At 41.4% G+C, this 24,677-nt stretch carries 20 protein-coding genes; 16 read left to right on the forward strand and 4 right to left on the reverse strand.

Translation table 11 applies throughout. The annotated features are described in order from the left end of the window. Positions 1 to 65: 65 nt before the first annotated feature. The 3 genes from pbp2a to secE all read left to right on the forward strand — a co-directional run bounded on the left by pbp2a (position 66) and on the right by secE (position 2,959). Positions 66 to 2,411: a penicillin-binding protein PBP2A gene (gene pbp2a / locus G7Y32_RS06510; protein WP_165212213.1), complete on the forward strand. Its 2,346-nt coding sequence runs from the start codon at positions 66 to 68 to the stop codon at positions 2,409 to 2,411. A gap of 180 nt (positions 2,412 to 2,591) precedes the next feature. Further along, entirely contained in the window at positions 2,592 to 2,744 is a 153-nt protein-coding gene (gene rpmG, locus G7Y32_RS06515; RefSeq protein WP_081478736.1) for a 50S ribosomal protein L33, read from the forward strand. Between the two features lie 26 nt (positions 2,745 to 2,770). Further along, complete coding sequence (gene secE / locus G7Y32_RS06520; RefSeq protein WP_165212215.1) at positions 2,771 to 2,959, forward strand: preprotein translocase subunit SecE; 189 nt, start codon at positions 2,771 to 2,773, stop codon at positions 2,957 to 2,959. 171 nt (positions 2,960 to 3,130) lie between these two features. Here secE and G7Y32_RS06525 read toward each other — a convergent pair whose 3' ends face one another. After that, entirely contained in the window at positions 3,131 to 4,210 is a 1,080-nt protein-coding gene (locus G7Y32_RS06525; RefSeq protein WP_165212217.1) for a hypothetical protein, read from the reverse strand. 199 nt (positions 4,211 to 4,409) lie between these two features. On the opposite strand from G7Y32_RS06525, the gene nusG reads away from it, so the two are divergent. Beyond that, positions 4,410 to 4,952 (forward strand): transcription termination/antitermination protein NusG, encoded by a 543-nt coding sequence (nusG, locus tag G7Y32_RS06530; RefSeq protein ID WP_004227945.1) that lies wholly within the window; start codon positions 4,410 to 4,412, stop codon positions 4,950 to 4,952. Between the two features lie 565 nt (positions 4,953 to 5,517). Here nusG and G7Y32_RS06535 read toward each other — a convergent pair. Further along, positions 5,518 to 6,702, reverse strand: a complete 1,185-nt coding sequence (locus G7Y32_RS06535; RefSeq protein WP_165212219.1) for an SAM-dependent methyltransferase — start codon at positions 6,700 to 6,702, stop codon at positions 5,518 to 5,520. A 986-nt stretch (positions 6,703 to 7,688) separates the two neighbouring features. Here G7Y32_RS06535 and G7Y32_RS06540 point away from each other — a divergent pair. From G7Y32_RS06540 to G7Y32_RS06575, 8 genes are all read left to right on the forward strand, one after another. Continuing rightward, complete coding sequence (locus G7Y32_RS06540) at positions 7,689 to 9,122, forward strand: 6-phospho-beta-glucosidase (RefSeq protein ID WP_165212221.1); 1,434 nt, start codon at positions 7,689 to 7,691, stop codon at positions 9,120 to 9,122. A 39-nt stretch (positions 9,123 to 9,161) separates the two neighbouring features. After that, positions 9,162 to 9,506, forward strand: a complete 345-nt coding sequence (locus G7Y32_RS06545) for a hypothetical protein (RefSeq protein ID WP_165212223.1) — start codon at positions 9,162 to 9,164, stop codon at positions 9,504 to 9,506. Between the two features lie 212 nt (positions 9,507 to 9,718). Then, entirely contained in the window at positions 9,719 to 10,036 is a 318-nt protein-coding gene (locus G7Y32_RS06550) for a PTS cellobiose transporter subunit IIB (RefSeq protein ID WP_165212225.1), read from the forward strand. A gap of 23 nt (positions 10,037 to 10,059) precedes the next feature. Beyond that, the gene (locus G7Y32_RS06555) at positions 10,060 to 12,045 is read left to right on the forward strand and encodes a BglG family transcription antiterminator (RefSeq protein ID WP_165212228.1); all 1,986 of its coding nucleotides are present in this window, start codon (positions 10,060 to 10,062) and stop codon (positions 12,043 to 12,045) included. Between the two features lie 4 nt (positions 12,046 to 12,049). Then, positions 12,050 to 12,364: a PTS cellobiose transporter subunit IIA gene (locus G7Y32_RS06560; RefSeq protein ID WP_165212230.1), complete on the forward strand. Its 315-nt coding sequence runs from the start codon at positions 12,050 to 12,052 to the stop codon at positions 12,362 to 12,364. A 12-nt stretch (positions 12,365 to 12,376) separates the two neighbouring features. Next, complete coding sequence (locus G7Y32_RS06565) at positions 12,377 to 12,895, forward strand: hypothetical protein (protein ID WP_165212232.1); 519 nt, start codon at positions 12,377 to 12,379, stop codon at positions 12,893 to 12,895. A 14-nt stretch (positions 12,896 to 12,909) separates the two neighbouring features. Further along, positions 12,910 to 14,262: a PTS cellobiose transporter subunit IIC gene (gene celB / locus G7Y32_RS06570; RefSeq protein ID WP_165212234.1), complete on the forward strand. Its 1,353-nt coding sequence runs from the start codon at positions 12,910 to 12,912 to the stop codon at positions 14,260 to 14,262. Positions 14,263 to 14,374: 112 nt separating this feature from the next. Then, positions 14,375 to 14,719 carry a DUF6568 family protein gene (locus tag G7Y32_RS06575; protein ID WP_165212236.1) on the forward strand — a complete coding sequence of 115 codons (345 nt, stop codon included), beginning with the start codon at positions 14,375 to 14,377 and terminating at the stop codon, positions 14,717 to 14,719. A 116-nt stretch (positions 14,720 to 14,835) separates the two neighbouring features. On the opposite strand, the gene gshAB is transcribed toward G7Y32_RS06575, so the two are convergent. Next, positions 14,836 to 17,091, reverse strand: coding sequence for a bifunctional glutamate--cysteine ligase GshA/glutathione synthetase GshB (gene gshAB, locus G7Y32_RS06580; RefSeq protein WP_165212238.1), 2,256 nt, complete (start codon positions 17,089 to 17,091; stop codon positions 14,836 to 14,838). 357 nt (positions 17,092 to 17,448) lie between these two features. On the opposite strand from gshAB, the gene G7Y32_RS06585 reads away from it, so the two are divergent. After that, positions 17,449 to 18,741, forward strand: a complete 1,293-nt coding sequence (locus tag G7Y32_RS06585) for an adenylosuccinate synthase (RefSeq protein WP_165212240.1) — start codon at positions 17,449 to 17,451, stop codon at positions 18,739 to 18,741. Between the two features lie 196 nt (positions 18,742 to 18,937). On the opposite strand, the gene G7Y32_RS06590 is transcribed toward G7Y32_RS06585, so the two are convergent. Continuing rightward, on the reverse strand, positions 18,938 to 19,648 hold the full coding sequence (locus G7Y32_RS06590) for a UTRA domain-containing protein (RefSeq protein WP_004226876.1): 711 nt from the start codon (positions 19,646 to 19,648) through the stop codon (positions 18,938 to 18,940). A 213-nt stretch (positions 19,649 to 19,861) separates the two neighbouring features. Between G7Y32_RS06590 and malQ the strand changes: the two genes are divergently transcribed. The 3 genes from malQ (at position 19,862) to G7Y32_RS06605 (ending at position 24,631) form a co-directional block, all read left to right on the forward strand. Beyond that, positions 19,862 to 21,355, forward strand: a complete 1,494-nt coding sequence (gene malQ, locus G7Y32_RS06595) for a 4-alpha-glucanotransferase (RefSeq protein WP_165212242.1) — start codon at positions 19,862 to 19,864, stop codon at positions 21,353 to 21,355. A gap of 4 nt (positions 21,356 to 21,359) precedes the next feature. Next, positions 21,360 to 23,621: a glycogen/starch/alpha-glucan family phosphorylase gene (gene glgP, locus G7Y32_RS06600; RefSeq protein ID WP_165212244.1), complete on the forward strand. Its 2,262-nt coding sequence runs from the start codon at positions 21,360 to 21,362 to the stop codon at positions 23,619 to 23,621. 218 nt (positions 23,622 to 23,839) lie between these two features. Next, positions 23,840 to 24,631, forward strand: coding sequence for an endonuclease/exonuclease/phosphatase family protein (locus G7Y32_RS06605; protein WP_165212246.1), 792 nt, complete (start codon positions 23,840 to 23,842; stop codon positions 24,629 to 24,631). The last annotated feature ends 46 nt before the right edge of the window (positions 24,632 to 24,677 follow it).

Below are 24,677 nucleotides of genomic sequence, written 5' to 3' on the forward strand. Positions count from 1 at the left end.
TTTGATTTTAACACAAAAGACGTTTTCTCTCTAGGTTTTTGGAAGAAACTTGCTATAATAAGGCTATGAAATTTTTAGAAATGATCAAAAAGGGAGCCAAGAAACTTGGCAGTAAGTTCTTGACTTTGATTTCAAATAAGAAGCAAAATAGGAAACCATCTGTTAAGGCTGGACCATCTGATAAGGATAATGGCCTGTCCATGACTCAAAAACTGGAGTCGGTTCCAGTTCATGAAAGTGACTATCATCGTAGTCGAACCCATCATCAGAGCCGGCTAGATAAGTTAGTTGAGAAGTATCCCAAACTAGCTTTTCTTAAGGTTATTATTCCTGACAAGCAGTCTTGGATTCGTCGATTCTGGCGTCGCTACAATCTCAGCCGAATTTTACTGTTAGGAGTTAGCCTTTTTGTCCTCTTTACAGCAGCCTACCTCTTTTATCTGGCCAAGACGACCAATGTCTCTGACCTTCAGGATGCTCTCAAGTCCTCAACGGTTATTTATGATCGTAAAGGTAAGGAAGCAGGTACCCTCATGGGTAACAAGGGAACCTATGTTGAACTGGATCGGATTTCCGATGACTTAGAAAATGCGGTTATTGCAACGGAAGACCGCAGTTTCTACAAAAACCATGGGATCAACTACAAGCGGTTTTTCTTGGCAGTCTTTACAGCCGGTAGGTTTGGTGGCGGTTCAACTATTACCCAGCAGTTGGCTAAAAATGCTTACCTTAGTCAGGAGCAGACGGTTACGCGGAAGGCCAAAGAATTCTTCTTGGCTGTTGAGCTCAATAAGAAATATTCTAAGAAACAAATCCTGACTATGTACCTCAACAATGCTTACTTTGGTAACGGAGTTTGGGGAGTTGAGGATGCCAGTCAAAAATATTTTGGCACCTCAGCTGCCGATTTAACCATTGATGAAGCTGCAACCTTGGCAGGTATGCTTAAGGGTCCAGAAATTTATAATCCTCTCTACTCAAAAGAGAATGCGACCAACCGCCGTGATACTGTCTTGCAGAATATGGTCAATGCCGGTTTCCTCAAAGAAGCTGATGCTAGATCCTTTAAGGCGGTGAATGTGTCCAGCCGTCTGCAGGACACCTACTCGGGTAAGAATGAGTCCTATAATTATCCCTCTTATTTCGATGCTGTGGTCAATGAAGCCATCAATAAATATGGAGTGTCTGAGAAAGATATTCTCAATAATGGTTATAAGATTTATACAGAATTAGATCCTGACTATCAAGAAGGGATGCAGACAGTCTATTCAGATGCTTCAATCTTTCCAACTTCTCCTTACGATGGCTCATCAGCCCAATCGGCCAGTGTTGCTGTCGATCCGTCGACAGGTGGGGTCCGCAGTTTGGTTGGCCGCCTTAATTCGACAGAAGATCCAACCTTTAGGGCTTACAATTATGCGACTCAATCGTCGCGGAGTCCAGGCTCGACTATTAAGCCTCTGGTGGTTTATTCCCCAGCTATCTCAGAGGGTTATGATATTGACGAAGATCTGCCCAATACGGTTCAGGATTACGATGGCTATGCTCCGTCTAACTATGCAGGTATTGAGTCTGATAAAATTCCTATGTATCAAGCTTTAGCCAATTCTTACAACATCCCAGCTGTCTACCTCTTGCATGAAATGGGAGTGGACACTGCTTTTGACTATGGTAAGAAGTTTGGTTTAAATATGGATAAAGTTCCGAAAAATCTCGGAGTTGCTCTGGGTGGTAGTGTGACTACTAATCCTTTGGAAATGGCTCAGGCTTATTCGACCTTCGCTAATGATGGAGTCATGAATGAAGCTCACTTTATTACTAAGATTGAGACCGCCTCAGGGAAACCTGTAGCGGAATACAAGAAAGCTTCTTCTCGTGTTATCAGCAAATCGGTCAGCGACAAAATGACCAGCATGATGCTGGGCACTTTCTCCAATGGTACAGCGGTCAGTGCCAATGCCTATGGTTATACCATGGCGGGTAAGACCGGGACCACTGAAACCAGCTTCAACGAGGATCTGATTGGTGATGAGTGGGTTATTGGTTACACGCCTGATGTGGTCATTGCTCAATGGATGGGCTTCGAGCATACCGATGAAAATCATTATATTGTTGATGACTACGGGGCTTCGGACAATGTCTTTAGTCAGACAGCCAGCTATATCCTCCCTTATACCAAGGGAACAGAGTTTACGCAGCAGAACGCCTATGCATCAGACGGTCAAAGTCTAACCTACGATGCTAGTAATAAAGATAGCAGCAGTAATTCTGATGAATCCAAAGATATTATTGATAAGATTCAAGATGCTGCGGAGGATGCTAAAAATAAGGTTAACAAGGCTGTTGATGATTCTGGTTTGGTGGATAAAGCTAGAGATGCTTGGGATACCGTCAAGGGCTGGTTCCAATAAAGGGCTAGCCGTCAGCAGCAAGCTGAGCAGTGTTAAGAAGTGCAGGTGTCAGAAAACAAACTTTTTACTGCCTCACTTAAAATGACTGAATCAAATATGATACCTCCCTGCCTGGTGCCTCAACTTGCCTATCAGCTAAAATCATGGTAAAATAATTGGGATTAAAAGGGGAGGCCAGCTATGGCGCAGAAAAAAGCAAGCCTAGCCTGTTCGGAATGTGGCTCACGAAACTATTCAATTGCTGTGAGTTCTACTCCTAAACCGACACGCTTGGAAGTCAATAAATATTGTAAACACTGTAAAAAATATACCTTACATAAAGAAACTCGCTAACAAACGAGCAGAAGGAGAGAGACATCGTGAAATTTTTAGCAGGAATTTTTCAAATCCTAGAGCACACCAATTGGCCAACGCCTAAACAACGCTGGAAAGATTTTCTGGCTATCTTAGAATATACATTCTTCTTTACCGTGATCATTTACGCATGTGATCTAGCTCTTCATTGGGGAGTTAATTATCTGCTTAACTATGTGAACCTACCTTTCTAGGAGAAAAATTAGCAAATAAAAGAAATGACCTAGCCAAATGCCAGGTCATTTCTTTTTTTATGATTAAAAAGAACGAATCGATAATCTCTTTTGACTGAGGAACAAGTGGCTCAGTCAGTGTGGCTTGCTCTACTAAAAAATCCTTGAGACGAGTCTCAAGGATTGGGATTTTTAACCTGCTTGGAAGTCGCTGTTATCAGAGTCATCAAGATTTGAATAGTCATCTGAATCATTGCCATTGACTTTATTGTAGAAATCTTTGTAGGAAATATAGTAGTCTTTAGCATTGCGCTTAGCTTTTTTAGCTCGAGCCCCTGAGATTGACTTGTAAGTTTCCTTGAAATAAGGCTGATCATCATCGTAATAAACAATAGTCAGTTCTTGATCCTTGACAAAAAATTTAGCTTTCAAATCATCGAACGGAACATGATCTTCCATTTCAGCAGGGTAATAGTTGAAGTAGTCATCATCATCAATTCTGACTTCAACGGCCTGCCCTTTTTTATTAATATTGAAAGTCAAAGAAGGATGGGCAGGAGAAGCGAAGGCAAAAATGTAATCCCCATTATAGGTTGAAACTGTAGTCGCGTTATAAGAAACGAGGCCCCCGTTTTTGCTGGTCAGATAGGTATCGAATTGAACATTTTCATAATCTGATTGAGAGTCGCCATCAACAATCTTACCATCCCGTGAGAAGGTCGTCCAGTCATCACTCTTGTAATAGGCGGTTTCAGTCAGCTGCCAGTCACCAGAGATATCTTTTTGTGAAGCTTTCTCTTGGGAACTGTGGCCAAAAATCCCTAAGATTAAGAGAACCAAGGCGATGACCACCATAATGCCAATATTGAGCCAGAGAGGCCAACCTTTATGGCCGTCTTTTTTCTTGAAAGCCTGTCCCATTTTTTTGAAAACTGATGGCTTAGCTGGAGCAGCTATTGGAGCCATCTCAGGAGCAGATGGTACTGGTCCATTGGCGGGAGCAGTGACTTGAGGCTGACTAGGGGTTGGGGCTGTTCCTGTTGCAGCTGTCGTTGGCTGGGGCTGGAGGTTTTGCTCAGTAGGACTTGTAGCAGCTGGATCCTTGGGCTCTTGTTGCTTGTTCAGCTCTTCAGCTGGAGTTTGAGTAGCCGGTTCAATAGTTTGATCAGGCTGATATTCACCAGCCAAAGCAGCTTTTTGATAATCCTCAGGCTGAGGTTTTCGTCCTTGAGTTAGTTCAAAAAACTCAGCCCATTCTTTTTCATTCATCATAGCAATGGTCTCCTTGGTTAAATTTTCTTCTAAAAGAGTTAGATAGAAATAGTATATCATTTTTTAAGAAATTTTGAAAATCTGCTAAAAATTCTTTGCAAGGTCCAGAAATATGCTATAATAGTGAGGAAATGAAGCCCAAAGAAGGCTTTTTTATATTGCTCTTAGTTAGCTGAGAAGGAAAGAAAGGAAAATTGAGATGCTAGATTCATTTGATAAGGGCTGGTTTGTTCTGCAAACTTACTCTGGTTACGAAAACAAGGTTAAGGAAAACCTTTTGCAACGTGCTCAAACCTACAACATGACAGAGAATATTCTGCGTGTGGAAATCCCAACTCAAACCGTTAATGTTGAAAAGAACGGAAAGGTTAAGGAAGTTGAGGAAAATCGCTTCCCCGGTTATGTCCTTGTAGAAATGGTAATGACCGATGATGCCTGGTTTGTCGTACGTAATACCCCTAATGTTACCGGTTTTGTTGGCTCCCACGGGAACCGTTCAAAACCAACGCCGCTCTTGGAGGAGGAAATCCGTGCCATCCTTGTTTCTATGGGACAAACTGTTGATGTGATTGATACCAACATCAAGGTTGGTGATGTCGTACAAATTATCGACGGTGCTTTCATGGGACAAGAGGGGCGTGTTATTGAAATTGAAAATAACAAGGTCAAAATCATGATCAACATGTTTGGTTCTGAAACGGCTGCTGAAGTTGAGCTCTACCAAATTGCAGAATTAAATTAAGAGGTTAGGGTGTTAAAAAAGACGTATGATTTTAGGGATTTCTCAAAAAATACTGATTTTAGAGAGAAGACATCTAAATTATTAGTCTTTTAATCGGAGAAACTAAGATACAACGCCAACGCCGTTAACGTCCTAAAGGAGAATTGGCGAAGAAATGACTTCTAGCCTTATTTTATCTTTCCCCACAGAGGTTTCGGCGGTTCAGTTATTAAGGTGTATATGGCAAAGTTATTTAGTTACGACAATAACAAATGTCCAAAAGTGAATGGAATAAAATCACTATAGTTAGCTATCGAATTTATTGTCTCATTCCTACAAAGATGATGATTAGATTAACCACTAGGGATAAGAAGCTCCCATCACTTCTTGCATCAAAGTGTTCATCGAGTTAAAGCTAGAAGGAGTAAGGCTTTTTCTCAGCTTATTAGTCTTACTAGCTTCGTGGAGATGACACTGTTGGTTATCTCGGTTTCATATTGCTCCTAACCAAGCAAGTTATACCAGTGTTTGAAAATCACTAATAAAAACTGAGTCTAGGAAACTCCTAGGCTCAGTTTTTGTGTGGTTATCTATACATATAGTCCCTAGTCATGGGCATGGTAGATTTTGTTTTGCCTTTCGATAGCAAGTATTGAACGACATCAATATTTCCTGCTTGGAAGGAGCCGGCACAAGCCTGTAAATACAAGTCCCACATTCTGATGAAGCGTTCATCGTGGAGTTTTCGAACTTCTGGCAGGGCTTTATGGAAGTTTTCTGTCCACATCTCAAGAGTCTTCTGGTAGTGACGGCGCAGGAACTCAATATCAGCAACTTGAAGTCCAGCATCAGAAATATGATCTAGATTTTCAGTTAGCCGAGGAATGTAACCGCCAGGGAAAATATATTTATTAATCCAGCCATTATAGCCATTGCCGTGGTTTCCTCCAGCTTGGCCAGTAATCCCATGAATTAATGCTAATCCGTCATCTGCTAGGTAACGAGAGATGGTATCAAAGTACTGGCCTAAATTCTCTTTACCGACATGTTCAAACATGCCAACACTGGTAATATAATCGTAAGGCCCCTCTTCAATATCGCGGTAATCTTTGAGGATAACCTTTGCCCGATCTTCCAGACCTTTTTCTTTAATGCGTTGATTGACATAATTGGCTTGTTCTTCACTAAGCGTGATACCTGCGACTTTCAAGTCATATTCTTCACAGGCTGTTAGCATGAGAGTCCCCCAGCCGCAGCCAATATCCAATAATGTTTTTCCAGACTTAGGATTTAGTTTCTTAATAATATGGTGGACCTTATTGATTTGGGCCTCTTCCAAGCTATCATCCTCATGCCTGAAGTAAGCACAAGAATAGGTTGCTGTTTTATCAAGCCACAGGCGATAAAAATCATTTCCAATATCATAATGACTTTGGACATCGGATTTGCTATCACTTTTAGTATGGGATTGCTTCGGTAAGAAGCGGGCAAATTTACTGTTTTTCAAAAAACTATCAGAGGCACGGTAGGCCGATACAATCAATTCTTGAATCGATCCCTCAATTTCAATATCGCCATCCATGACGGCTTCCCCTAAAACAATTGAAGCATTTTGGGTTAGATTAGCTACTGAAATTTTCTTATTAAATTTAATTTTAACTCGTGGATTTTCACCATTATAAACCTCAGTTTTGCCATTAGGATAAGTAACCTGCAGCGGGATATCAAATGAATTTTTAATGAGTTGTTTAACAATTAAGTTATCCATCATGAGAGCAAAAACCTCCAATTCTAATTTTAGTTCTATTATAGTTCTTGGAGAAGCTGAACGTAAAAAATTTGATTTGTTCTTGGACAAATCAAGGGAAAGTGTCTAATTTTAAAAAATAGGATGTTTGGGTTGAATAATTATTGATATCAATGCTGACATAGGAGGTCGCTTTTAAGATGCAAAGCCGCTCTATTCTCTGAGAAATCATTAATTGGAAGTAGGGAATAGAGAGTAGACTAGGTTTTCCGCTTTGAACTTGAGGCAAGAGGAAAACCAGCCAGCAGGGTTCATTGGTGCTAAAGTATCTAATAAATGGTTCAGGAGTAATACTTCTTGGCGTAGCCAACAAGTTTTGCTGCCATCTACTGCGCCGAAAGCTGGTTTCTAAACAGGAATATTGGACGAGTTTTTGTCTAATATCAACGAAAGGCATGAAGGAATTCAAAGAATGTGAGATTCCTTTCGTATAATTGTTGCTTTTTAATTTTGAAACCAAGCTTCAACAGTTTTTCCCCAGCTTGCTGAACTTCCTAGAGTGGCAGTCGGATTCAATATAAAACGAAACCGTTTTCCTTATTGGTGCGGAAAAAGTTTAACTGGTCATTTTTCATCTGCCCTCTTATAATGTAAATGAGTCAGTGTGTGACTGTTCAAAAATCAGATCAAGTATCTTTAGTGGCGCTGTGCTTCTTCAAAAATTAGTTGTTTAACGGCTTAGATCTTGATAATTGAACACGGTCTGTGGATTGTGTCAAAAAGATAAGTTCTCCCAGAATCCTTAGTGATTCGTCGTCGTACTCCCTATTTTGACTTTATCCGCGGGCGCCCTTTGTATCTTATCAATTGAACACGGGACTAATTCCCTTGGAAAAAAGATAGCTTGTCTCTGAAATCAGGATTTCCGACCAACCTTCTATTTTTCTGTCGGGAATTTTCGCTAAAGCGAACCGTCCCTTTGTATCTTAAAATAATAGAGGAGGCAGATTATGTCTAAATTACCAAACAACTTTTTATGGGGCGGTGCGGTAGCGGCCCATCAATTGGAAGGCGGCTGGCAGGAAGGCGGCAAGGGGATTTCCGTTGCTGATGTCATGACAGCAGGCCGACATGGTGTCCCGCGGGAAATCACTGATGGTGTGATTGAAGGCAAATACTACCCCAATCATGAAGCTATTGATTTCTACCATCATTACAAGGAAGATATCAAACTCTTTGCAGAGATGGGTTTCAAGTGTTTCCGGACGTCTATTGCTTGGACCCGCATCTTTCCAAATGGGGATGAAACTGAGCCCAATGAAGCAGGTTTGCAGTTTTATGATGACCTCTTTGATGAATGTCTCAAATATGGCATAGAGCCTGTGGTGACTCTGTCGCATTTTGAGTTGCCTTATCATCTAGTTACTGAATATGGTGGCTTTACCAACCGCAAGGTTATTGATTTCTTTGTCCGTTTTGCAGAAGTTTGCTTCCGTCGTTATAAAGACAAGGTCAAATACTGGATGACCTTCAATGAAATCAATAATCAAGCTAACTACCAAGAAGATTTTGCACCTTTTACCAATTCGGGTATTGTCTATAAAGAAGGCGATGACCGTGAAGCCATTATGTACAAGGCGGCCCACTATGAGCTGGTGGCTTCTGCGCGTGCAGTCAAGATTGGCCATGAGATTAATCCTGACTTGCAGATTGGCTGCATGATTGCTATGTGCCCTATCTATCCGGCAACCTGTAAGCCATCTGATGTTTTGATGGCGCAAAAAGCCATGCAAAAACGTTATTACTTTGCTGATGTACATGTGCATGGCTATTATCCAGAACACATCCTAAAATACTGGGAACGTAAAGGCATTGATGTTGATGTGACTGATGACGATAAGGCAGACTTGTTAGCTGGTACAGTGGATTATATCGGATTTAGTTACTACATGTCCTTTGCGATTGATAGTCACCGTCCAAATAACCCACATTATGACTATCTGGAAACCGAAGACTTGGTCAAAAATAACTACGTTAAAGCATCTGAATGGGACTGGCAGATTGATCCTGAAGGCCTGCGTTATGCTCTCAACTGGTTTACTGATATGTATCACCTGCCGCTCTTTATTGTAGAAAATGGTTTTGGCGCTATTGACCAAGTGGCAGAGGATGGCATGGTGCATGATGATTATCGGATTGATTACCTAAAAGCCCATATTGAACAGATGATTAAGGCTGTTGATGAAGACGGTGTTGATCTCATGGGCTACACGCCTTGGGGCTGTATCGACCTTGTATCTGCAGGAACAGGTGAAATGCGCAAGCGCTATGGTTTTATTTATGTGGACAAACATGATGATGGCACAGGAACCTATGCCCGTTCACCGAAGCTGTCCTTCGATTGGTACAAAAAAGTGATTGCCTCAAATGGGGAAAATCTATAATGGCTTCTGCTAGCTATTTGTCCGAAATCAGAAGATGAGATGAGATTTATGTGGAATGTTATTTTGGAAATTTTATCTGTCATTGCTATCCTAGGTTTGATATTTTACCTTATTTTGTGGGTAAGAAAAAGAATAACCACTCCGACCTATCAGGGGAAAAGTGGCAAACCAGCTAGCACTTATTTCATTAATTTTAAGGAAAATGATAAGCCAGATATTCGCCAAAATTCCAAACTGATGGATATTTTATCCATAAAATATGAAACATCGGATGGTTTTGTAGTTGCCTCAACCATCAATGATATCAAGTTGCGGCAGTTAATCATGCGGGAATATCAGCTCAAGCTTAAAAACGTTATTGTAACCTACCGTCAGCTTGTTTAGGCTATTATTTTAGTTGGGTTTTATCGATAAAGAAAAGAAGTCAATCATGGAGGTTGACTTCTTTTTGCGGAAATTTTAGAGAATGCTGTTTTCATAATTTCCGCATTCATAGAGAAATTTTCCGTTGAGATACGGAAAAAGTAGCCATGCACATATTGAAAACGCTGTTATATAATAAAGGTAGAAATAAACTAATAAAGGAGTTCTATATTATGGCAAAACAAGCATTGATTATCTGCGCAGGTGGTATGTCCTCTTCGATGATTGCTAAAAAAACAATGACTATGCTGCAAGAGCAGGGAGAAGATATTGAAATGGATGCGGTAGGCGTACCAGAAGGTCAAAAACGCATTGAAGCTGATGAGTATGACCTTTATCTGGTTAGTCCGCAGACAAAAATGAACTTCAAACAGCTGGCTGATGCTGCTGCTAAAAAGAATAAACCTATCGTTCAAATTCCGCCGCAAGCCTATATTCCTATTCCGATGGGAATTGAAAAGATGGCTGCCTTGGTCAAGGAAAATATCTAAATCTGATGAGGGGAGAGCGTCTTATGCTGAATAAACGTGAAAGACAGATTCTCCAAGTTCTTATTAAGAATAAGGATCATTACACGACCAGCCAGGAGTTGGCCGATCAACTAGCCTGTTCAGATAGGACAGTTAGAACCTACTGCAAATCCTTAGTGGATAAATTATCACCCTATCCCAAATTAGAGTTGACCTCAAAGCAAGGACATGGTTACAAACTTATCATTTCCGATGATGATCAGTATTCTGCCTTCTTGGAAGAAAATCATCTGAATCTAGCTCAGCTCCCCTATAAGGAAATTTCTGATATTAACGATCGTTATAATTATTTGCTTAACAAGCTTCTCTTCGAGCAAAATGAGATTTATTTTGATGATTTAGCGGATGAACTCTATGTCAGCCGTTCAACGCTGTCAAGTGACTTTAAAAAAATTCGAGAAAAGTTTATTCCCTACCATCTAGGAATTGAAAGTAAACCTAACAAGGGGGTTTATATTACCGGCAGCGAACGTGATAAGAGACGCTTTATTATGGATTACTTTATCAGTTCGGGTTTTGTCAATACCATGCATACCTATGTCGATAATGATCTTTTCAGCCAAAAAATAAGCTTTGAAGAACTCACCATTATTGTCTTAGATGAGTGCCGAGAGGGAGAATTAAAGCTCTCCGATTATGTTATCCAAAATTTAGTTATTCATATTGCTTTGGCGATTCGGCGGATTACGGAAGGATTCAAGATTAGTAAGCTCAGCGAGGCAGTTGACATAGCCGATTGGTATGAACGCAAGATTGCTCAGTGTATCCTTGACAGAATTAGTTCAGTGACAGGTATTGATTTTCCTAGTGAAGAAGTCGACTATATTACCTTGCATCTAGTGACTAAAAAACAAGCCACTGCTAATCACCTCGTGCAGGAGCAAGAAGATCGTCTCCGTCAGGAATTGCTGGCAGCCATTGAAACCTTAAATCCAGCAGTCAAGAATGATTTTCAGCTGATTGAAGGTTTGTTATCCCACCTCTCAACCATGCTGATACGTTTGGAAAATGAGGTGATTTTAGATAATCCGCTGACGGATGAGATTGAGAAAAAATCTCCAGATATGTATCAACTGGCTGAAAAGACCCTGTCACTCATGCCGACCTTCAGCCAGTTTTCTGTGTCAAAAGATGAGCTGGCCTATATCGCTCTTCATTTTATGGCAGCTAAAGAGCGCTATAAGGAACATAAAAAATATAATATCCTCGTTATCTGTGCGACTGGTTATGGCAGTGCCCAAATGCTCAAAAGCCGTATTGAAAATGAATTGGGGAATATCGTTCGTGTCGTTGATGTGATCGGCTATTATGAAATCAGCGATGAAAAGCTAAAAGATATTGATTTTATCATTTCATCTATTGATTTATCAACCTTGATTTTTAATATCCCCGTATTTACAGTATCGGTATTTTTAGATGATGAGGAAATTAATCATATCAGGCAAGAAATAGCCAGTTTGTACACCAAAAGTCGCCTAGCCCACTATGCTAATAATGAGAGATTTTCACTAGGGCAGGTTTTTGATGAGTTTTTTACAAAAGAGACCTTCTTTATTTTTGACAAGGGTGATAAAGATGAGGTGCTTGCCCAGCTGATCCACAGTATGGCGGATTGTGAAGGAAAACATTTTGAAAGCCGTATGCAGGAGATGATTAAGCAAAGGGAACTGATGAGTTCTGTCGTCTTCAGTGACAGCATTGCTGTTCCCCATCCGCTTAAGGCAGTGGGAACGAAACACCGAGTAGCCGTAGCAATCATCCATCAGGGCTTAAAATGGAGCGACGATTATCCAATGATTAAGTTGATTTTTCTAACGTCCATGTCAATTTATGAAAATGACGGTCTGCCCGTTATTGCCAGCAGTATCGTTGACTTAGTAGACAGGCCTGAATTACAGACTAAAATCCTAGCTTGCCAAACTTTTGAAGCGTTTAAAGAGCTGTTTTTACAATTAGAAGAAAGGAAATAACGATATGAATACAGAAGAGCTACAGGTTGCCGCATTTGAAATTATCCTCAATTCGGGAAATGCCCGTGCCATCGTTCATGAAGCGTTCGACGCTATGCGACAGGGTGACTATGATTTGGCGGAAACAAAGCTCGACCAAGCTAATGAAGAATTTCTGAAGGCTCATCAGTCACAGACAGAGCTTTTACAAGAATATGCAGGCGGGACTGAAATCAAGGTAGAAATTATCATGGTCCATGCCCAAGATCACCTAATGACAACCATGACCCTACGGGAAGTGGCGCTTGAAATGCTTGAGTTGTATAAAAAAGTAAATTAGAAAGGAGTCGGGATGTCCCATCAATCAAATAGAGATTCAAAAAAAGTAGACAGTCAGGAATTAAAACGGCAAATGACTCTGAAAAATAATTTGTTTTCACGCTACCTGTTGTTTAGGTACAGTCTGGCTTTATTTTTCTTTGTGAATCTTTATTGGATACTTTCTCTGGTTTACAGACCAAGTGTCTATCTCATTTTGCCGGTGGTTTTGCTGTTTCTGTTCATTGCAGCCTGTGCTGAGCAGTTTAAACTTTACGGAGCTAAGGAGGTTCATCTTAAACAGACTGAGCGATCCTTAAAAACTCAAATCAGTGTAGAGCTGTTTTTGCTGGCTGTTTCTGTGATTCCCCAGCAGCTACCCACAGCTGTTCCCTTCTTTTCAGATACTGTACCGGCTCACCTATTTTTTGCCCTAGTGCAATTTCTTGGTTTGCTTATCTGTTGGTATAATCTCAAACGTATTAGACAAATCAAGAGCAATGAAGACAAATTTTACCATCGTTTTCATAATCATATTAAAAAATATATTTAATGGAGGAAAAAATTATGGATGAACAAAAGGGACTATTTGGTTTCCTGAATAAGTATCTTATGGGACCGATGAGCGTTATTGCCCAATATAAGGTTGTCCGAGCTATTACGGCAGCGGGTGTTGCTTCTGTACCTTTTACAATCGTCGGATCAATGTTTTTAGTATTTAATGTTTTACCAGATTCATTTAGTTTTTGGCCGGTTGTAAGAGACATTTATGAAGCAACATTTTATAAGTTTTCAAGTCTTTATATGCTTGCTTATTATGTTACTATGGGCTCTTTGTCACTTTATTTTGTTTTAACCATGGGGTATGAGTTAACCAAAATATATGCCGAAGAGGAAGAATTGAACTTGAATCCTTTGAATGGTGCAATGCTCTCGCTCTTTGCTTTTCTGATGACCGTTCCGCAAATTATTTTTAAAGGCGGTTCAATGTCAACAGTTCTTAATCTGAAAAAAGGTAAAGTAGTATCAGATGGTTGGGCAATTGCTGATGGAGCTATTACACGTTTTGGAACATCAGGGATTTTTACAGCTATCATTATGGCTATTTTGGCTGTCATGCTTTATCGCATGTGTGTGAAACATAACTGGGTTATTAAAATGCCGGAAGCTGTACCGGAAGGGGTATCCCGTGGCTTTACAGCTTTGGTACCAGGATTCGTTATCGCATTTGTTGTCTTATTTATAAATGGTGTGTTTGTTGTATTAGGGACAGATATTTTCCAAGTTATTGCAGCACCATTTGGCTTTGTAAGAAGTTTAACAGATACTTGGATAGGTATCATGATTATTTACCTCTTAACACAAGCATTATGGAGCATTGGTATCCATGGAGCTAATACTATCTTTACGCCTTTTGTTAACCCAATTGCCCTTGCCAATATGGCAGCTAATGCTAAAGGAGCTCACTACATTGTTGCCGGTGAATGGTCTAATATGTTTGTTATCGCTGGTGGATCTGGTGCAACTCTAGGGTTATGTATTTGGTTAGCAACCCGTGCCAAATCAGAACAATTAAGTGCTATTGGTAAAGCGTCAGTTGTTCCAGCAATTTTCAATATCAATGAGCCACTTATTTTCGGGATTCCAATTATCTATAATCCCTCTTTGATTATTCCGTTTATTTTAGCACCTATGACCTCTGCTACTCTTTATTACTTTGCCATGAAATTGGATTTGATTAAAGCAGTATTTGCTCAAGTTGCTTGGCCAACTCCAGTGGGAATTGGTGCCTTTACAGGTACAGGAGACTGGAGGGCGATTATTTTAGCCTTAGTTTGTGCCCTTGCTGCCTTTCTTGTTTATTATCCGTTTATTAGAAATTATGATAGAAAATTGCTTAAAGAAGAGCAAGGTGCTTAATTAGATCTCTTTTATAAGCCTGCAAACTTGCGGGCTTTTTTTATAGCCAAAATTTGCATGGCTCCTAGTTTTGTTTTATGATAGGGACAAAAGAATAAAGTGAGGGAATCTTATGTCTAGTTTTGATCAAGCTGTATCGCTTATGGAACCTATTTCTGCGGCAGAAGCCCGTAATCGTATTGCTGCTCAAGAGAAGTTTATCCTTTTTATTGGCCGTCCGACCTGCCCATTTTGTCGGCGTTTTGCGCCTAAGCTGGGTCAGGCAGTGCAAGAGACAGGCGCAGCTGTTGCTTATCTAAACAGCGAGGATATGTCACAAATTGAGGATATTCAAGCCCTTCGCAATCGCTACGGCGTAGCCACAGTACCCGGACTTCTGGTCTCTCAAAATGGTTCTGTAAAAGTCGTTTGTGATTCATCGTTAACACCAGAAGATATTAAAGATTTTATGGGTTAAAGCAAAGCTATAAAAGGGTGCCTACATTCCGTCCCTTTCTATAAGTATCATAAAAATTCCTAACAGTTCATCAAACTGCTAGGAATTTTTTTGTTTATGATATTAGCGTCGCGGTCTTATAGTTCTGGAAAAAGTTTTTCAATAACTCGAGTTGAAACAATCTGTCCGGGCCCTTGAGCACAGTAGGTATGCATATACATGAGAGGGTTGAAGTTGAGCTCGATACAGGTAGCGTTGGCAGCCTCTTTGGAGTAGGGCTCTCGATAATCAGGGATGATGAGATCCACACCGCAGACCCAGGCGTCCATAGCTTCTGCCATTTGAGCAGCTAATTCTAGGTAACTGGGATGCATCTGCTCGGTCATGTCAATCGAATCTCCGCCAGTTGAAATGTTGGAATTCTCTCTCAGATTAATGCGGCTATCCTTGTCTGGGATACTGTCAAGCGTGTAACCTTGCTGTTCTAACATGAGCCGTTCAATCTCTCCCAGCTCAATTTTTTCTAAGGGTGAACGGTGGCCAGTGCCGCGCAGAGGATTGCTGTTTTTCTTGTCAACCAGCTCTTTGATGGTAGAGTGTCCATCGCCAATGATATTGGCTGGCTGCCGTAAAAGAACAGCCAATGTCTCCCCTTCTAAAACAAAGAAGCGATACTCAGTTCCAGCAACATAGTCCTCAACCAAAATGCTGTCGTCTTCCGCAAAAGCCAGCTTCACAGCCTTGGTATAATCATCTTGACTGACATTGTCTTTAAAAATAGAGATACCCAGCCCAAAATTTGTACTCTTAGGTTTGATGACGATCCCCTTCGTATGACTGAAACGGGCAAAATCATCAAGAGCCTCCTCTAAGCAATGGAATTCGGCCCCCTCTGGAACTGGAAAGCCAGCCTGTCGCAGAATTTTTTTAGTGACGGTTTTATTTTCCATGGCCAAGGGAACAATATAGCTATCCTTAGAGGTCATATTCCCATTTTTGACATATTCGGTATGATCGCCAAGGGTCAATTTGAGGAATTGATCACTTTCGTCCAAGATTTCCAGCTGAATCCCCTTTTGAATGACATCAAACATGATAAGCTGGGTCGATAGTTCCATCGTCCCAAAACCCTTGAGAGCATAAGGCGCCTGCCAAGCTAGATTGCTGAAAGTCTGTCCTTGTTTGCGGCCAAATTCTTCTAAAGAGGCCCCTTTGATTTCCTTAGCTAGTCTGCCACCGATGGTCAAACGAGGATCCGCCAATTGGGTTTCCAGCTGGTCAACCAGCTGGCTATAATAAGGAGGCAGGTTAAAGTGTCCAATAATGGCTCGCATGGCCTGCAGCAGGTCCTCGACAGGGGCCTGATTAGGCAGGGGCTCCAGAGGATTTGCCTTGGCAATGTGTTCATTCAGCTTTTCAGCAGCAGTCAGTTCCTTATCAACAGCTTCGGGACCATCCAACCAGAGCAGGGCTAGGACCAGAAGGTGAACGGTGTCCAATGTTTCTTGAGCAATTCCCTGCTGGTCAAAAGGATCAATGTCAAAGCAGCGAAATTCTAAATAAGTAATCCCTCGTTCCAAAAAGTCTCGGCTGCGTTTTGATCCGCGCAGGCGAACCGGCGAGTAAAATTCTTTTTCTGCAATCAGACGCCCATCAGCCACACAGGCCTCGATGTCTGCCACATACTGTTTTAGGCTGCTGTAGGAAATTTTGACAGATTCATGGTTAACATAACCCAGTGAACTGTTGCGAATAGAGCGAACAGGGCTATCCCAATCGTGGTCAAAGAAGCCTTTTTCCGCAATCGGACTTGCTCCATAAAGATAGGTCAGGAACCAGCGGTACTTGATAAAGTTTTGGGCCAGCTTGAGATAAAGATCATTTTTAAAGGCAACCAAATCCTGATAATTACTTTGCTGGAAAAGCTGGTTCAATAAATCCGTTCCCAGCCCAAAATTATAATGAATACCTGAGATAGTCTGCAATCTTTTACCGTAGACTTTAGCGAGATGCTCCCGATATTCCCGTTCAAAAGCATCCTCTAAGTGAGCAATAACGATCTCGTCTTCGCTAACCTGCGGTGGCATAGATAGAGGCCAGAGATAGTCTTCTTTAGCGATGGAACGGCCAGCGACATCTGTGATAGCCCGCAAAAAGCGGCGTGCTTCCTTGGTCGATTGGCTGATTGGTGTAATCAGTTCAATCTGAGGCTCGCTGTAGTCGGTCTGAATATAGGGATGAAAATTGCGTGAGCCCAGCCGATCAGGGTGGAATCTTTGGGACAGGCGGTTACTTTGGCGGTCAATCCTCAGACTTTCATGTTCCAGTCCAAAAGTCCCTTGGAGAATGGGAAGGCTGGTGGAGCTATTTTGTAGGATTTGGTCGACAGTCATAAAATCTCCTCTTCTAGCAGTTCTTATATCCTATTAAATGAAATAATCAGTCTACCCCCACTATACAACGAAATACCTTGGCATTCAAACGTTGGCTATAGATTAGTCATAGTTTTTTCTTATGGCAGGAGAAATGGTTTCATCAGGAAGAAAAAACTAGAAAGTTCGGCTTTTGCTTACAAAATGATATTATAAAAAGTTTTTCCTTCACTTTTAGCCAATTTCATTGACCAAATCTTGAAAAAAAGTCAGAAATTTCCTATAATAAGATGTTGTAGAAAGCTGATAGGTGAAAGTCCTATCGTCTATTTTCCAGAAAGGTGAGAGGGTCTTATTCAGTCCCTCCAAAGTATTTATATGACATCAGTAGTAGTCGTCGGAACCCAGTGGGGAGACGAAGGTAAGGGAAAAATTACAGATTTTTTGAGTCAGGATGCAGAGGTCATCGCCCGCTATCAGGGGGGTGATAACGCTGGTCACACTATTGTGATTGATGGCAAGAAGTTCAAGCTTCACTTGATTCCATCAGGAATCTTCTTCCCAGAAAAACTGGCAGTTATTGGCAATGGTGTTGTGATCAATCCTAAGTCTTTGGTGAAAGAGTTAGATTATCTTCATGCAGAAGGTGTCAGCACTGATAACTTACGCATTTCGGATCGGGCCCATGTTATTCTCCCTTATCATATTAAATTGGACCAGCTGCAGGAGGCCGCTAAGGGAGATAATAAAATCGGAACAACCAACAAGGGTATCGGCCCTGCTTATATGGACAAAGCGGCCCGTGTCGGGATTCGTATTGCCGATCTTTTAGACAAAGACATTTTTGCAGAACGTTTAAAAGTTAATTTAGCTGAAAAAAATCGGCTCTTTGAAAGGATGTATGAATGTTCTCCCCTTCAATTTGAGGATATTTTCCAAGAATACTATGACTATGGTCAAATCATTAAGGACTATGTCACAGATACTTCTGTTATATTAAATGATGCCCTTGACAGCGGCAAACGCGTTCTTTTCGAAGGAGCGCAAGGAGTTATGCTGGATATCGACCAAGGAACTTATCCTTTTGTCACCTCATCCAATCCTGTTGCTGGTGGCGTAACCATCGGTTCTGGTGTTGGGCCAAGCAAGATTAACAAGGTTGTCGGAGTCTGCAAGGCTTATACCAGTCGCGTTGGAGATGGTCCTTTCCCGACAGAATTAAATGATGAAACGGGTGATCGTATTCGGGAGATTGGCCATGAATATGGGACAACAACAGGTCGCCCGCGCCGGGTTGGCTGGTTTGACTCCGTTGTCATGCGCCATAGCCGCCGGGTTTCAGGGATTACCAATCTTTCGCTGAATTCTATTGATGTTTTATCGGGCTTAGATACGGTGAAAATCTGTGTCGCTTACGATTTAGACGGTGAACGCATTGACCACTACCCAGCTAGCTTGGAACAGCTCAAACGCTGTCAGCCAATCTATGAAGAATTGCCGGGGTGGTCAGAAGACATTACTGGTTGCCGCAGTCTCGATGAACTGCCGGAAGCTGCTCGCAACTACGTTCGCCGTGTCGGTGAATTGGTCGGTGTCCGCATTTCGACCTTCTCAGTCGGACCGGACCGCGACCAAACCAACATTTTAGATAGTGTGTGGGCGAATATCTGATTAAGGGACAAAGCTGTTAAGTGACTTGAAGAAAATAGGAGGTTTGTACTTTTTTCAAATCCTTGTGGCGCGTTCAGTTATATAAAATATAAAGTAATGAGTTGTTTAAGAAAACTATTGCGCATTTATTGGCATAGACAAGAAAAACCTCGACTAGTTTAAACACTAGTCGAGGTTTTTATCAGTCTTACCACACTTACCGCTTAGCCATGGTGACAAAGGTAAATTTATCAGGGCGGTAACTAATGGTACCGTATTGAAAGAGCTGGCCGTTTGAGAGATAGGTCAGGCTGGTGACAACCGCTACCATATTGAAGTCGCCAAGATCCATATTATCCTTTTCTTCCTGAGTAGCGTAGCGGAAGGAAATTTCTCGACGAGAATGGGTGATTTTTAATCCCAGCTGATTTTCTAAATACTGATAGATGGACGTTTCGGCGATCTCTTTATTAAGATAGGGAACTACCCGACGGTCGAAGTAGGAGAGTTCAAACTCCAACCTTTCATCATCAATCAGACGGCTGCGGCTAACACGGTAAAAATCAACACTGTCATCAACCTTGAAGATATCCATCAGCTCTTGCTCTCCTTGAACAATGTAGAGATTGTCTAGCTGAGTTTTGATATCCAGATGTTCATCGCGGTTGAGTTCATCAGAGGTTTTGATTTCAGAGAGATAGTTATTTTTAGTGCGGCCGTGCTCCATGACGATAGAATTGCGGCCTCGCATCTTTTGGATGTAGCCATCCAATTCCAAGAGCGATAAAGCCTTACGAATGGTGTCCTTGGAGTAGCCATAAATGGCCATCAATTCATTTTCGGTTGGCAATTCTTGATTGGGCTGGAGCTTGCCTTCTTCAATTTGTTTTTTTATATCTTCATAGACCTGCTTGTACTTGCTCATCATCATTATATCCTTCAGTTTTATACGATTATTCTACCATAAATTATCGTTAAAAACCAGTTTAATACGTATCAAAGAAAGAGTAGAAAAAAGAATTACGTAAAACTATTGACAAAAGAAATCGCTTCCACTATAATGAAGACTGTAAAATGAAACTTTAAGACCGTTCCGGCGAGCCTAAACAAAGCTCTAGTCTGGTAATTATGGAGGATATTTATGAGAAAACGAAAAAGCGGTGTCTTGATGCACATAACGTCACTGGCAGGAGACAGGGGGATCGGTAGCTTTGGGCAGGCAGCTTATGATTTTGTCGATTTTCTAGTGGAGACCAAGCAAACCTATTGGCAAATTCTGCCACTGACCACGACCAGCTATGGAGATTCCCCCTACCAATCCTTTTCAGCTATTGCTGGTAATACCAATCTGATTGACTTAGATATTTTGCTTGATCAAGGTTGGCTAGAAGAGGAAGATTTAGCAGGCCTTGATTTTGGAGACAATCCTAATAAGGTTGATTATGGCCTGCTTTTTGAGGTTCGACGTCCTCTTTTGGAAAAGGCCGTAAAAGCCTTTTTAGTGGATAAAAATGCCCAAGAGGCTCTGGCTAAATTTGAAAAGGATAATCAATCTTGGTTAGCTGACTATGCGGAATTTATGGCCATCAAGGAGCATTTTGGACTTAAGGCCCTGCAAGAATGGGATGATAAAAAAGCTATCCAGCGTGATCAAGCAACCCTAGTCAAGCTGCGTAAAAACTTGGCAGATACCATTGCCTATCACAAAGTGACTCAGTATTTCTTCTTTGAACAGTGGCAGGCGCTTAAGGTCTACGCCAATAGAGCAGGGATTGAAATTATCGGTGATATGCCAATTTATGTTTCGGCTGATAGTGTGGAAATGTGGACCCAGCCTCAACTCTTCAAGGCTGATGATAATCGTAAACCACTCTATGTAGCGGGCGTACCTGCCGATGAATTCAGCGATGAAGGTCAATATTGGGGCAATCCTATTTATGATTGGGAAGCCCATAAGAAGACTGGCTATGCTTGGTGGATTTACCGCATGGAAGAAACCCTCAAGCTCTATGATGTTATTCGGATTGACCACTTCAAAGGTTTTTCTGATTTCTGGCAGGTTGATGCCAGTCATGATACGGCTAAGTACGGGACCTGGCAGTCTGGCCCTGGTTATGAGCTCTTTGCAGCAATCAAGGAAGCGCTTGGCGACTTACCTATTATCGCTGAAAACTTAGGTTATATTGATGAAAAAGCTGAGAAACTTTTAGCAGACACAGCCTTCCCAGGCATGAAGATCTTGGAGTTTGGCTTACAAGGGCCGGATGAAAGCAATGTCGATTTGCCACACTTCTACACGAGTCACTCAGTAGCTTACACAGGCACCCATGATAATGAAGTAGTGCGCGGGTGGTATCAGGGCTTAAGCGAAGAAGCAAGAGCCTATACTGACCGTTACACCCATCGGGCACCGGGAGAGCCCGTGACACAAGCACTGCTACGAACCCTCTACGCATCGGTTAGCGATATTGCCATCGCCGCCATGCAGGATGTTCTTGATTTGCCGGCCTCCAGTCGGATGAATACGCCAAATACCGTCGGTACCAACTGGCAATGGCGGATGACAGCCGACCAATTAACGGATGATAAGAAAGAATTTTTAAAGACTATTACAGAAACCTATCACAGAGGATAAGAAAATGAGTATTACACAGTATATAGAAGAAAAACAAGGGACTAAGCTAGCAGATTTGGATAACAAGGCCATCTATTTAGCTCTGATGGACTATGTTAAAGAGAAGGCTAGTCAGCTTCCTAAAAATAGAGGTAAACGCAAGGTCTACTACATTTCAGCTGAGTTTCTAATCGGGAAGCTCTTATCCAATAACCTTATTAATTTAGGAATTTATCAAGAAACCAAAGAAGCCCTAGCAACAGTTGGGAAATCCATTACCCAGATTGAAGATGAAGAACTAGAACCATCCCTTGGAAATGGCGGACTGGGGCGTCTAGCCTCTTGTTTCATTGATTCTATGTCAAGTCTTGGTATCAATGGTGAAGGTGTTGGACTTAACTACCATTGTGGCCTTTTTAGACAGGTCTTCCACGATAATCAGCAAGAAGCTGAACCCAACTACTGGATTGAAGATGACTCTTGGTTGGTACCGACAGATATCAGTTATAACGTGCCTTTTAAAGAATTTACTCTCAAGTCCCGCCTGAATCGTATCGATGTGCTGGGTTACCACAAGGATACTAAAAACTACCTCAATCTCTTTGATATCGATGGTTTGGACTACGACCTAATTGAGGATGGCATTACTTTTGACAAGGCACAAATCCAAAAGAACCTAACCCTCTTTCTCTATCCGGATGATTCAGATAAGAACGGTGAGCTTCTGCGGATTTATCAACAGTATTTTATGGTCTCAAATGCGGCCCAGCTTCTGATTGATGAAGCCTTGGAACGTGGTTCTAATCTCTATGACTTGGCGGATTATGCCTATGTCCAAATCAATGATACTCACCCATCCATGGTTATTCCAGAACTCATTCGACTCTTGACAGAGAAACATGGGATTGATTTCGATGCAGCAGTGGCTATCGTCTCTCAAATGGTCGGTTACACCAACCACACTATTTTGGCGGAAGCCTTGGAAAAATGGCCTCTGGATTATCTCAATGAGGTAGTACCACATTTAGTGACTATTATTGAAAAACTGGATGCCTTGATTCGAGACAAGTACAGCAATCCAGCCGTGCACATTATCGATAAAGACCAACGTATCCACATGGCCAACATGGATATCCATTACTCGACCAGTGTCAATGGGGTTGCTGCTCTTCATACGGAAATCCTGAAGACTAGTGAACTTAAAGATTTCTATCAACTTTACCCTGAGAAATTTAATAACAAAACTAACGGTATTACTTTCCGCCGCTGGTTGGAATTTGCCAATCAAGATTTGGCGGCCTATCTCAAAGACCTGATTGGTGATAGCTATCTGACCGATGCTATGAAATTGGAGAAACTCTTGGCTTTTGCTGATGATGAGAGAGTTCAAAATCATCTGGCTGAAATCAAATTCAATAACAAGCTAGCCCTTAAGCGTTACCTCAAGGATAATAAGGGTATTGATTTGGATGAGCATTCTATCATTGACACTCAAATAAAACGTTTCCACGAGTATAAGCGGCAACAGATGAATGCCCTCTATGTTATCCATAAATACTTGGAAATCAAGCGAGGCCATCTGCCTGAGAAGAAAATTACCGTCATCTTCGGTGGTAAAGCAGCGCCGGCCTACACCATTGCTCAGGACGTCATCCACCTTATTCTCAGTCTGTCAGAGTTGATTAACAATGACCCTGAAGTTAGCCCTTACCTTAATGTACATCTGGTGGAAAATTACAATGTTACTGTAGCTGAGCATCTGATTCCAGCAACCGATATCTCAGAACAAATTTCTTTGGCCTCTAAAGAAGCTTCAGGTACAGGAAACATGAAGTTTATGCTCAATGGTGCCCTGACCTTAGGGACCATGGACGGAGCCAATGTCGAAATCGCCGAGCTGGCTGGGAAGGATAATATTTATAGCTTTGGTAAGGATTCTGATACCATCATTGACCTTTACGCTAAGTCTGGTTATGTTTCTAAAGATTATTATGACAAGGATGCTGAAATTAAAGAAGCTGTAGACTTTATAGTTAGTCCTGAACTTAAGACGGTCGGTAATGAAGAACGGCTCAACCGCCTTCATCATGAATTGATTTCTAAGGACTGGTTTATGACCTTGATAGATTTAAAAGACTACATTGCAACGAAAGAAAGAATGGTGGCAGACTATCAAGATCAAGCAGCTTGGAATTGTAAGGTTATCCATAACATCGCCAAGGCTGGTTTCTTCTCTTCTGATCGGACCATTGCTCAGTACAATGAAGATATTTGGCATAGCTATTAACCCTTGACCTTACAAGGAGAAAATAAATTGGCTGGAAGCTAAGGCTTCTGGCTTTTTAAATACCATACAGTGAGACTTTTATTTCGGAATTGAATTGAAAAAAATAAAAAGAATTCCGTAAAACATATTGACAAAAGAAAGCGCTTACGGTATAATGAAAAAGTCTTAAGGAGATTAAGGGAATTATTTACTAATTCCCTTATGAAAGGAGTGTGGAGATGAATCTATTAAGCTTGAATGTTCATGCTTGGTTAGAAGAAAATCAAGATGAAAAGCTTGAACATTTAGCGGAAACGATTGCTGAGAAAAATTACGATGTCATCGCTCTGCAGGAAGTCAATCAGACGATCTCAGCACCAAAAGTTAGCGGAGAGCTGGGAAAGGATAATTACGGCTTGATTCTGCTTGATTTGCTTAGGCAGAAGGGATTGACGGCTTATTCTTACCATTGGTCAATGTCTCATATTGGTTATGATATCTACGATGAAGGAATTGCCATTCTGACCAAATACAAGGTTTTAGAAGCTGAGGGCTTTTACACTTCAAAAAGTCAGGATATTCATACCATTGATTCGCGGAAAATTATTCGGCTCAAGCTGGAAGTTAATAATAGGTTGTTGGAAGTTTATTCCTGCCACATGAATCTACCGACTAGTCAAAGAGAAAGTCAGATTGATAATTTGCAAAGATTAGTTAACCATTCTCATTTCTCTGGGCTTAAAATTTTTATAGGAGATTTTAATACCGATGCCCTTGGCAATCCAGAAGACTACCAAACCATCCTTGATCAGGGGCTGCTGGATACTTACCAGCTGGCTAAGAAAAAGGATTCTGGCGTGACAGTTTCCCAATCCATTGATGGTTGGAAAGGCCAAAAGCAGGATAAGCGTCTGGATTATATCTTCGTCAATCAAGAAATTTCAGTCCAATGCAGTCGGGTCATCTTCAATGGCCAGAACAAGCCAGTCGTTTCCGACCACTTCGGATTAGAAGTGACTTTGAAGATTTAAGGGACAAGAATTCGACCGAACAATTTATGAAAGACCTTGGTTAGCA

Origin of the sequence: Streptococcus tangpeifui (assembly GCF_011038795.1) — a bacterium.
Taxonomy (GTDB): domain Bacteria; phylum Bacillota; class Bacilli; order Lactobacillales; family Streptococcaceae; genus Streptococcus; species Streptococcus tangpeifui.

Excerpts from the sequence above, each read along its gene's own strand:
- pbp2a (WP_165212213.1), top strand. The coding sequence starts at position 66 with ATGAAATTTTTAGAAATGATCAAAAAGGGAGCCAAGAAACTTGGCAGT.
- rpmG (WP_081478736.1), top strand. The coding sequence starts at position 2,592 with ATGGCGCAGAAAAAAGCAAGCCTAGCCTGTTCGGAATGTGGCTCACGA.
- G7Y32_RS06525 (WP_165212217.1), bottom strand. The coding sequence starts at position 4,210 with ATGATGAATGAAAAAGAATGGGCTGAGTTTTTTGAACTAACTCAAGGA.
- nusG (WP_004227945.1), top strand. The coding sequence starts at position 4,410 with ATGCTAGATTCATTTGATAAGGGCTGGTTTGTTCTGCAAACTTACTCT.
- G7Y32_RS06535 (WP_165212219.1), bottom strand. The coding sequence starts at position 6,702 with ATGATGGATAACTTAATTGTTAAACAACTCATTAAAAATTCATTTGAT.
- G7Y32_RS06540 (WP_165212221.1), top strand. The coding sequence starts at position 7,689 with ATGTCTAAATTACCAAACAACTTTTTATGGGGCGGTGCGGTAGCGGCC.
- G7Y32_RS06545 (WP_165212223.1), top strand. The coding sequence starts at position 9,162 with ATGAGATTTATGTGGAATGTTATTTTGGAAATTTTATCTGTCATTGCT.
- G7Y32_RS06550 (WP_165212225.1), top strand. The coding sequence starts at position 9,719 with ATGGCAAAACAAGCATTGATTATCTGCGCAGGTGGTATGTCCTCTTCG.
- G7Y32_RS06555 (WP_165212228.1), top strand. The coding sequence starts at position 10,060 with ATGCTGAATAAACGTGAAAGACAGATTCTCCAAGTTCTTATTAAGAAT.
- G7Y32_RS06560 (WP_165212230.1), top strand. The coding sequence starts at position 12,050 with ATGAATACAGAAGAGCTACAGGTTGCCGCATTTGAAATTATCCTCAAT.
- G7Y32_RS06565 (WP_165212232.1), top strand. The coding sequence starts at position 12,377 with ATGTCCCATCAATCAAATAGAGATTCAAAAAAAGTAGACAGTCAGGAA.
- celB (WP_165212234.1), top strand. The coding sequence starts at position 12,910 with ATGGATGAACAAAAGGGACTATTTGGTTTCCTGAATAAGTATCTTATG.
- G7Y32_RS06575 (WP_165212236.1), top strand. The coding sequence starts at position 14,375 with ATGTCTAGTTTTGATCAAGCTGTATCGCTTATGGAACCTATTTCTGCG.
- gshAB (WP_165212238.1), bottom strand. The coding sequence starts at position 17,091 with ATGACTGTCGACCAAATCCTACAAAATAGCTCCACCAGCCTTCCCATT.
- G7Y32_RS06585 (WP_165212240.1), top strand. The coding sequence starts at position 17,449 with ATGACATCAGTAGTAGTCGTCGGAACCCAGTGGGGAGACGAAGGTAAG.
- G7Y32_RS06590 (WP_004226876.1), bottom strand. The coding sequence starts at position 19,648 with ATGATGAGCAAGTACAAGCAGGTCTATGAAGATATAAAAAAACAAATT.
- malQ (WP_165212242.1), top strand. The coding sequence starts at position 19,862 with ATGAGAAAACGAAAAAGCGGTGTCTTGATGCACATAACGTCACTGGCA.
- glgP (WP_165212244.1), top strand. The coding sequence starts at position 21,360 with ATGAGTATTACACAGTATATAGAAGAAAAACAAGGGACTAAGCTAGCA.
- G7Y32_RS06605 (WP_165212246.1), top strand. The coding sequence starts at position 23,840 with ATGAATCTATTAAGCTTGAATGTTCATGCTTGGTTAGAAGAAAATCAA.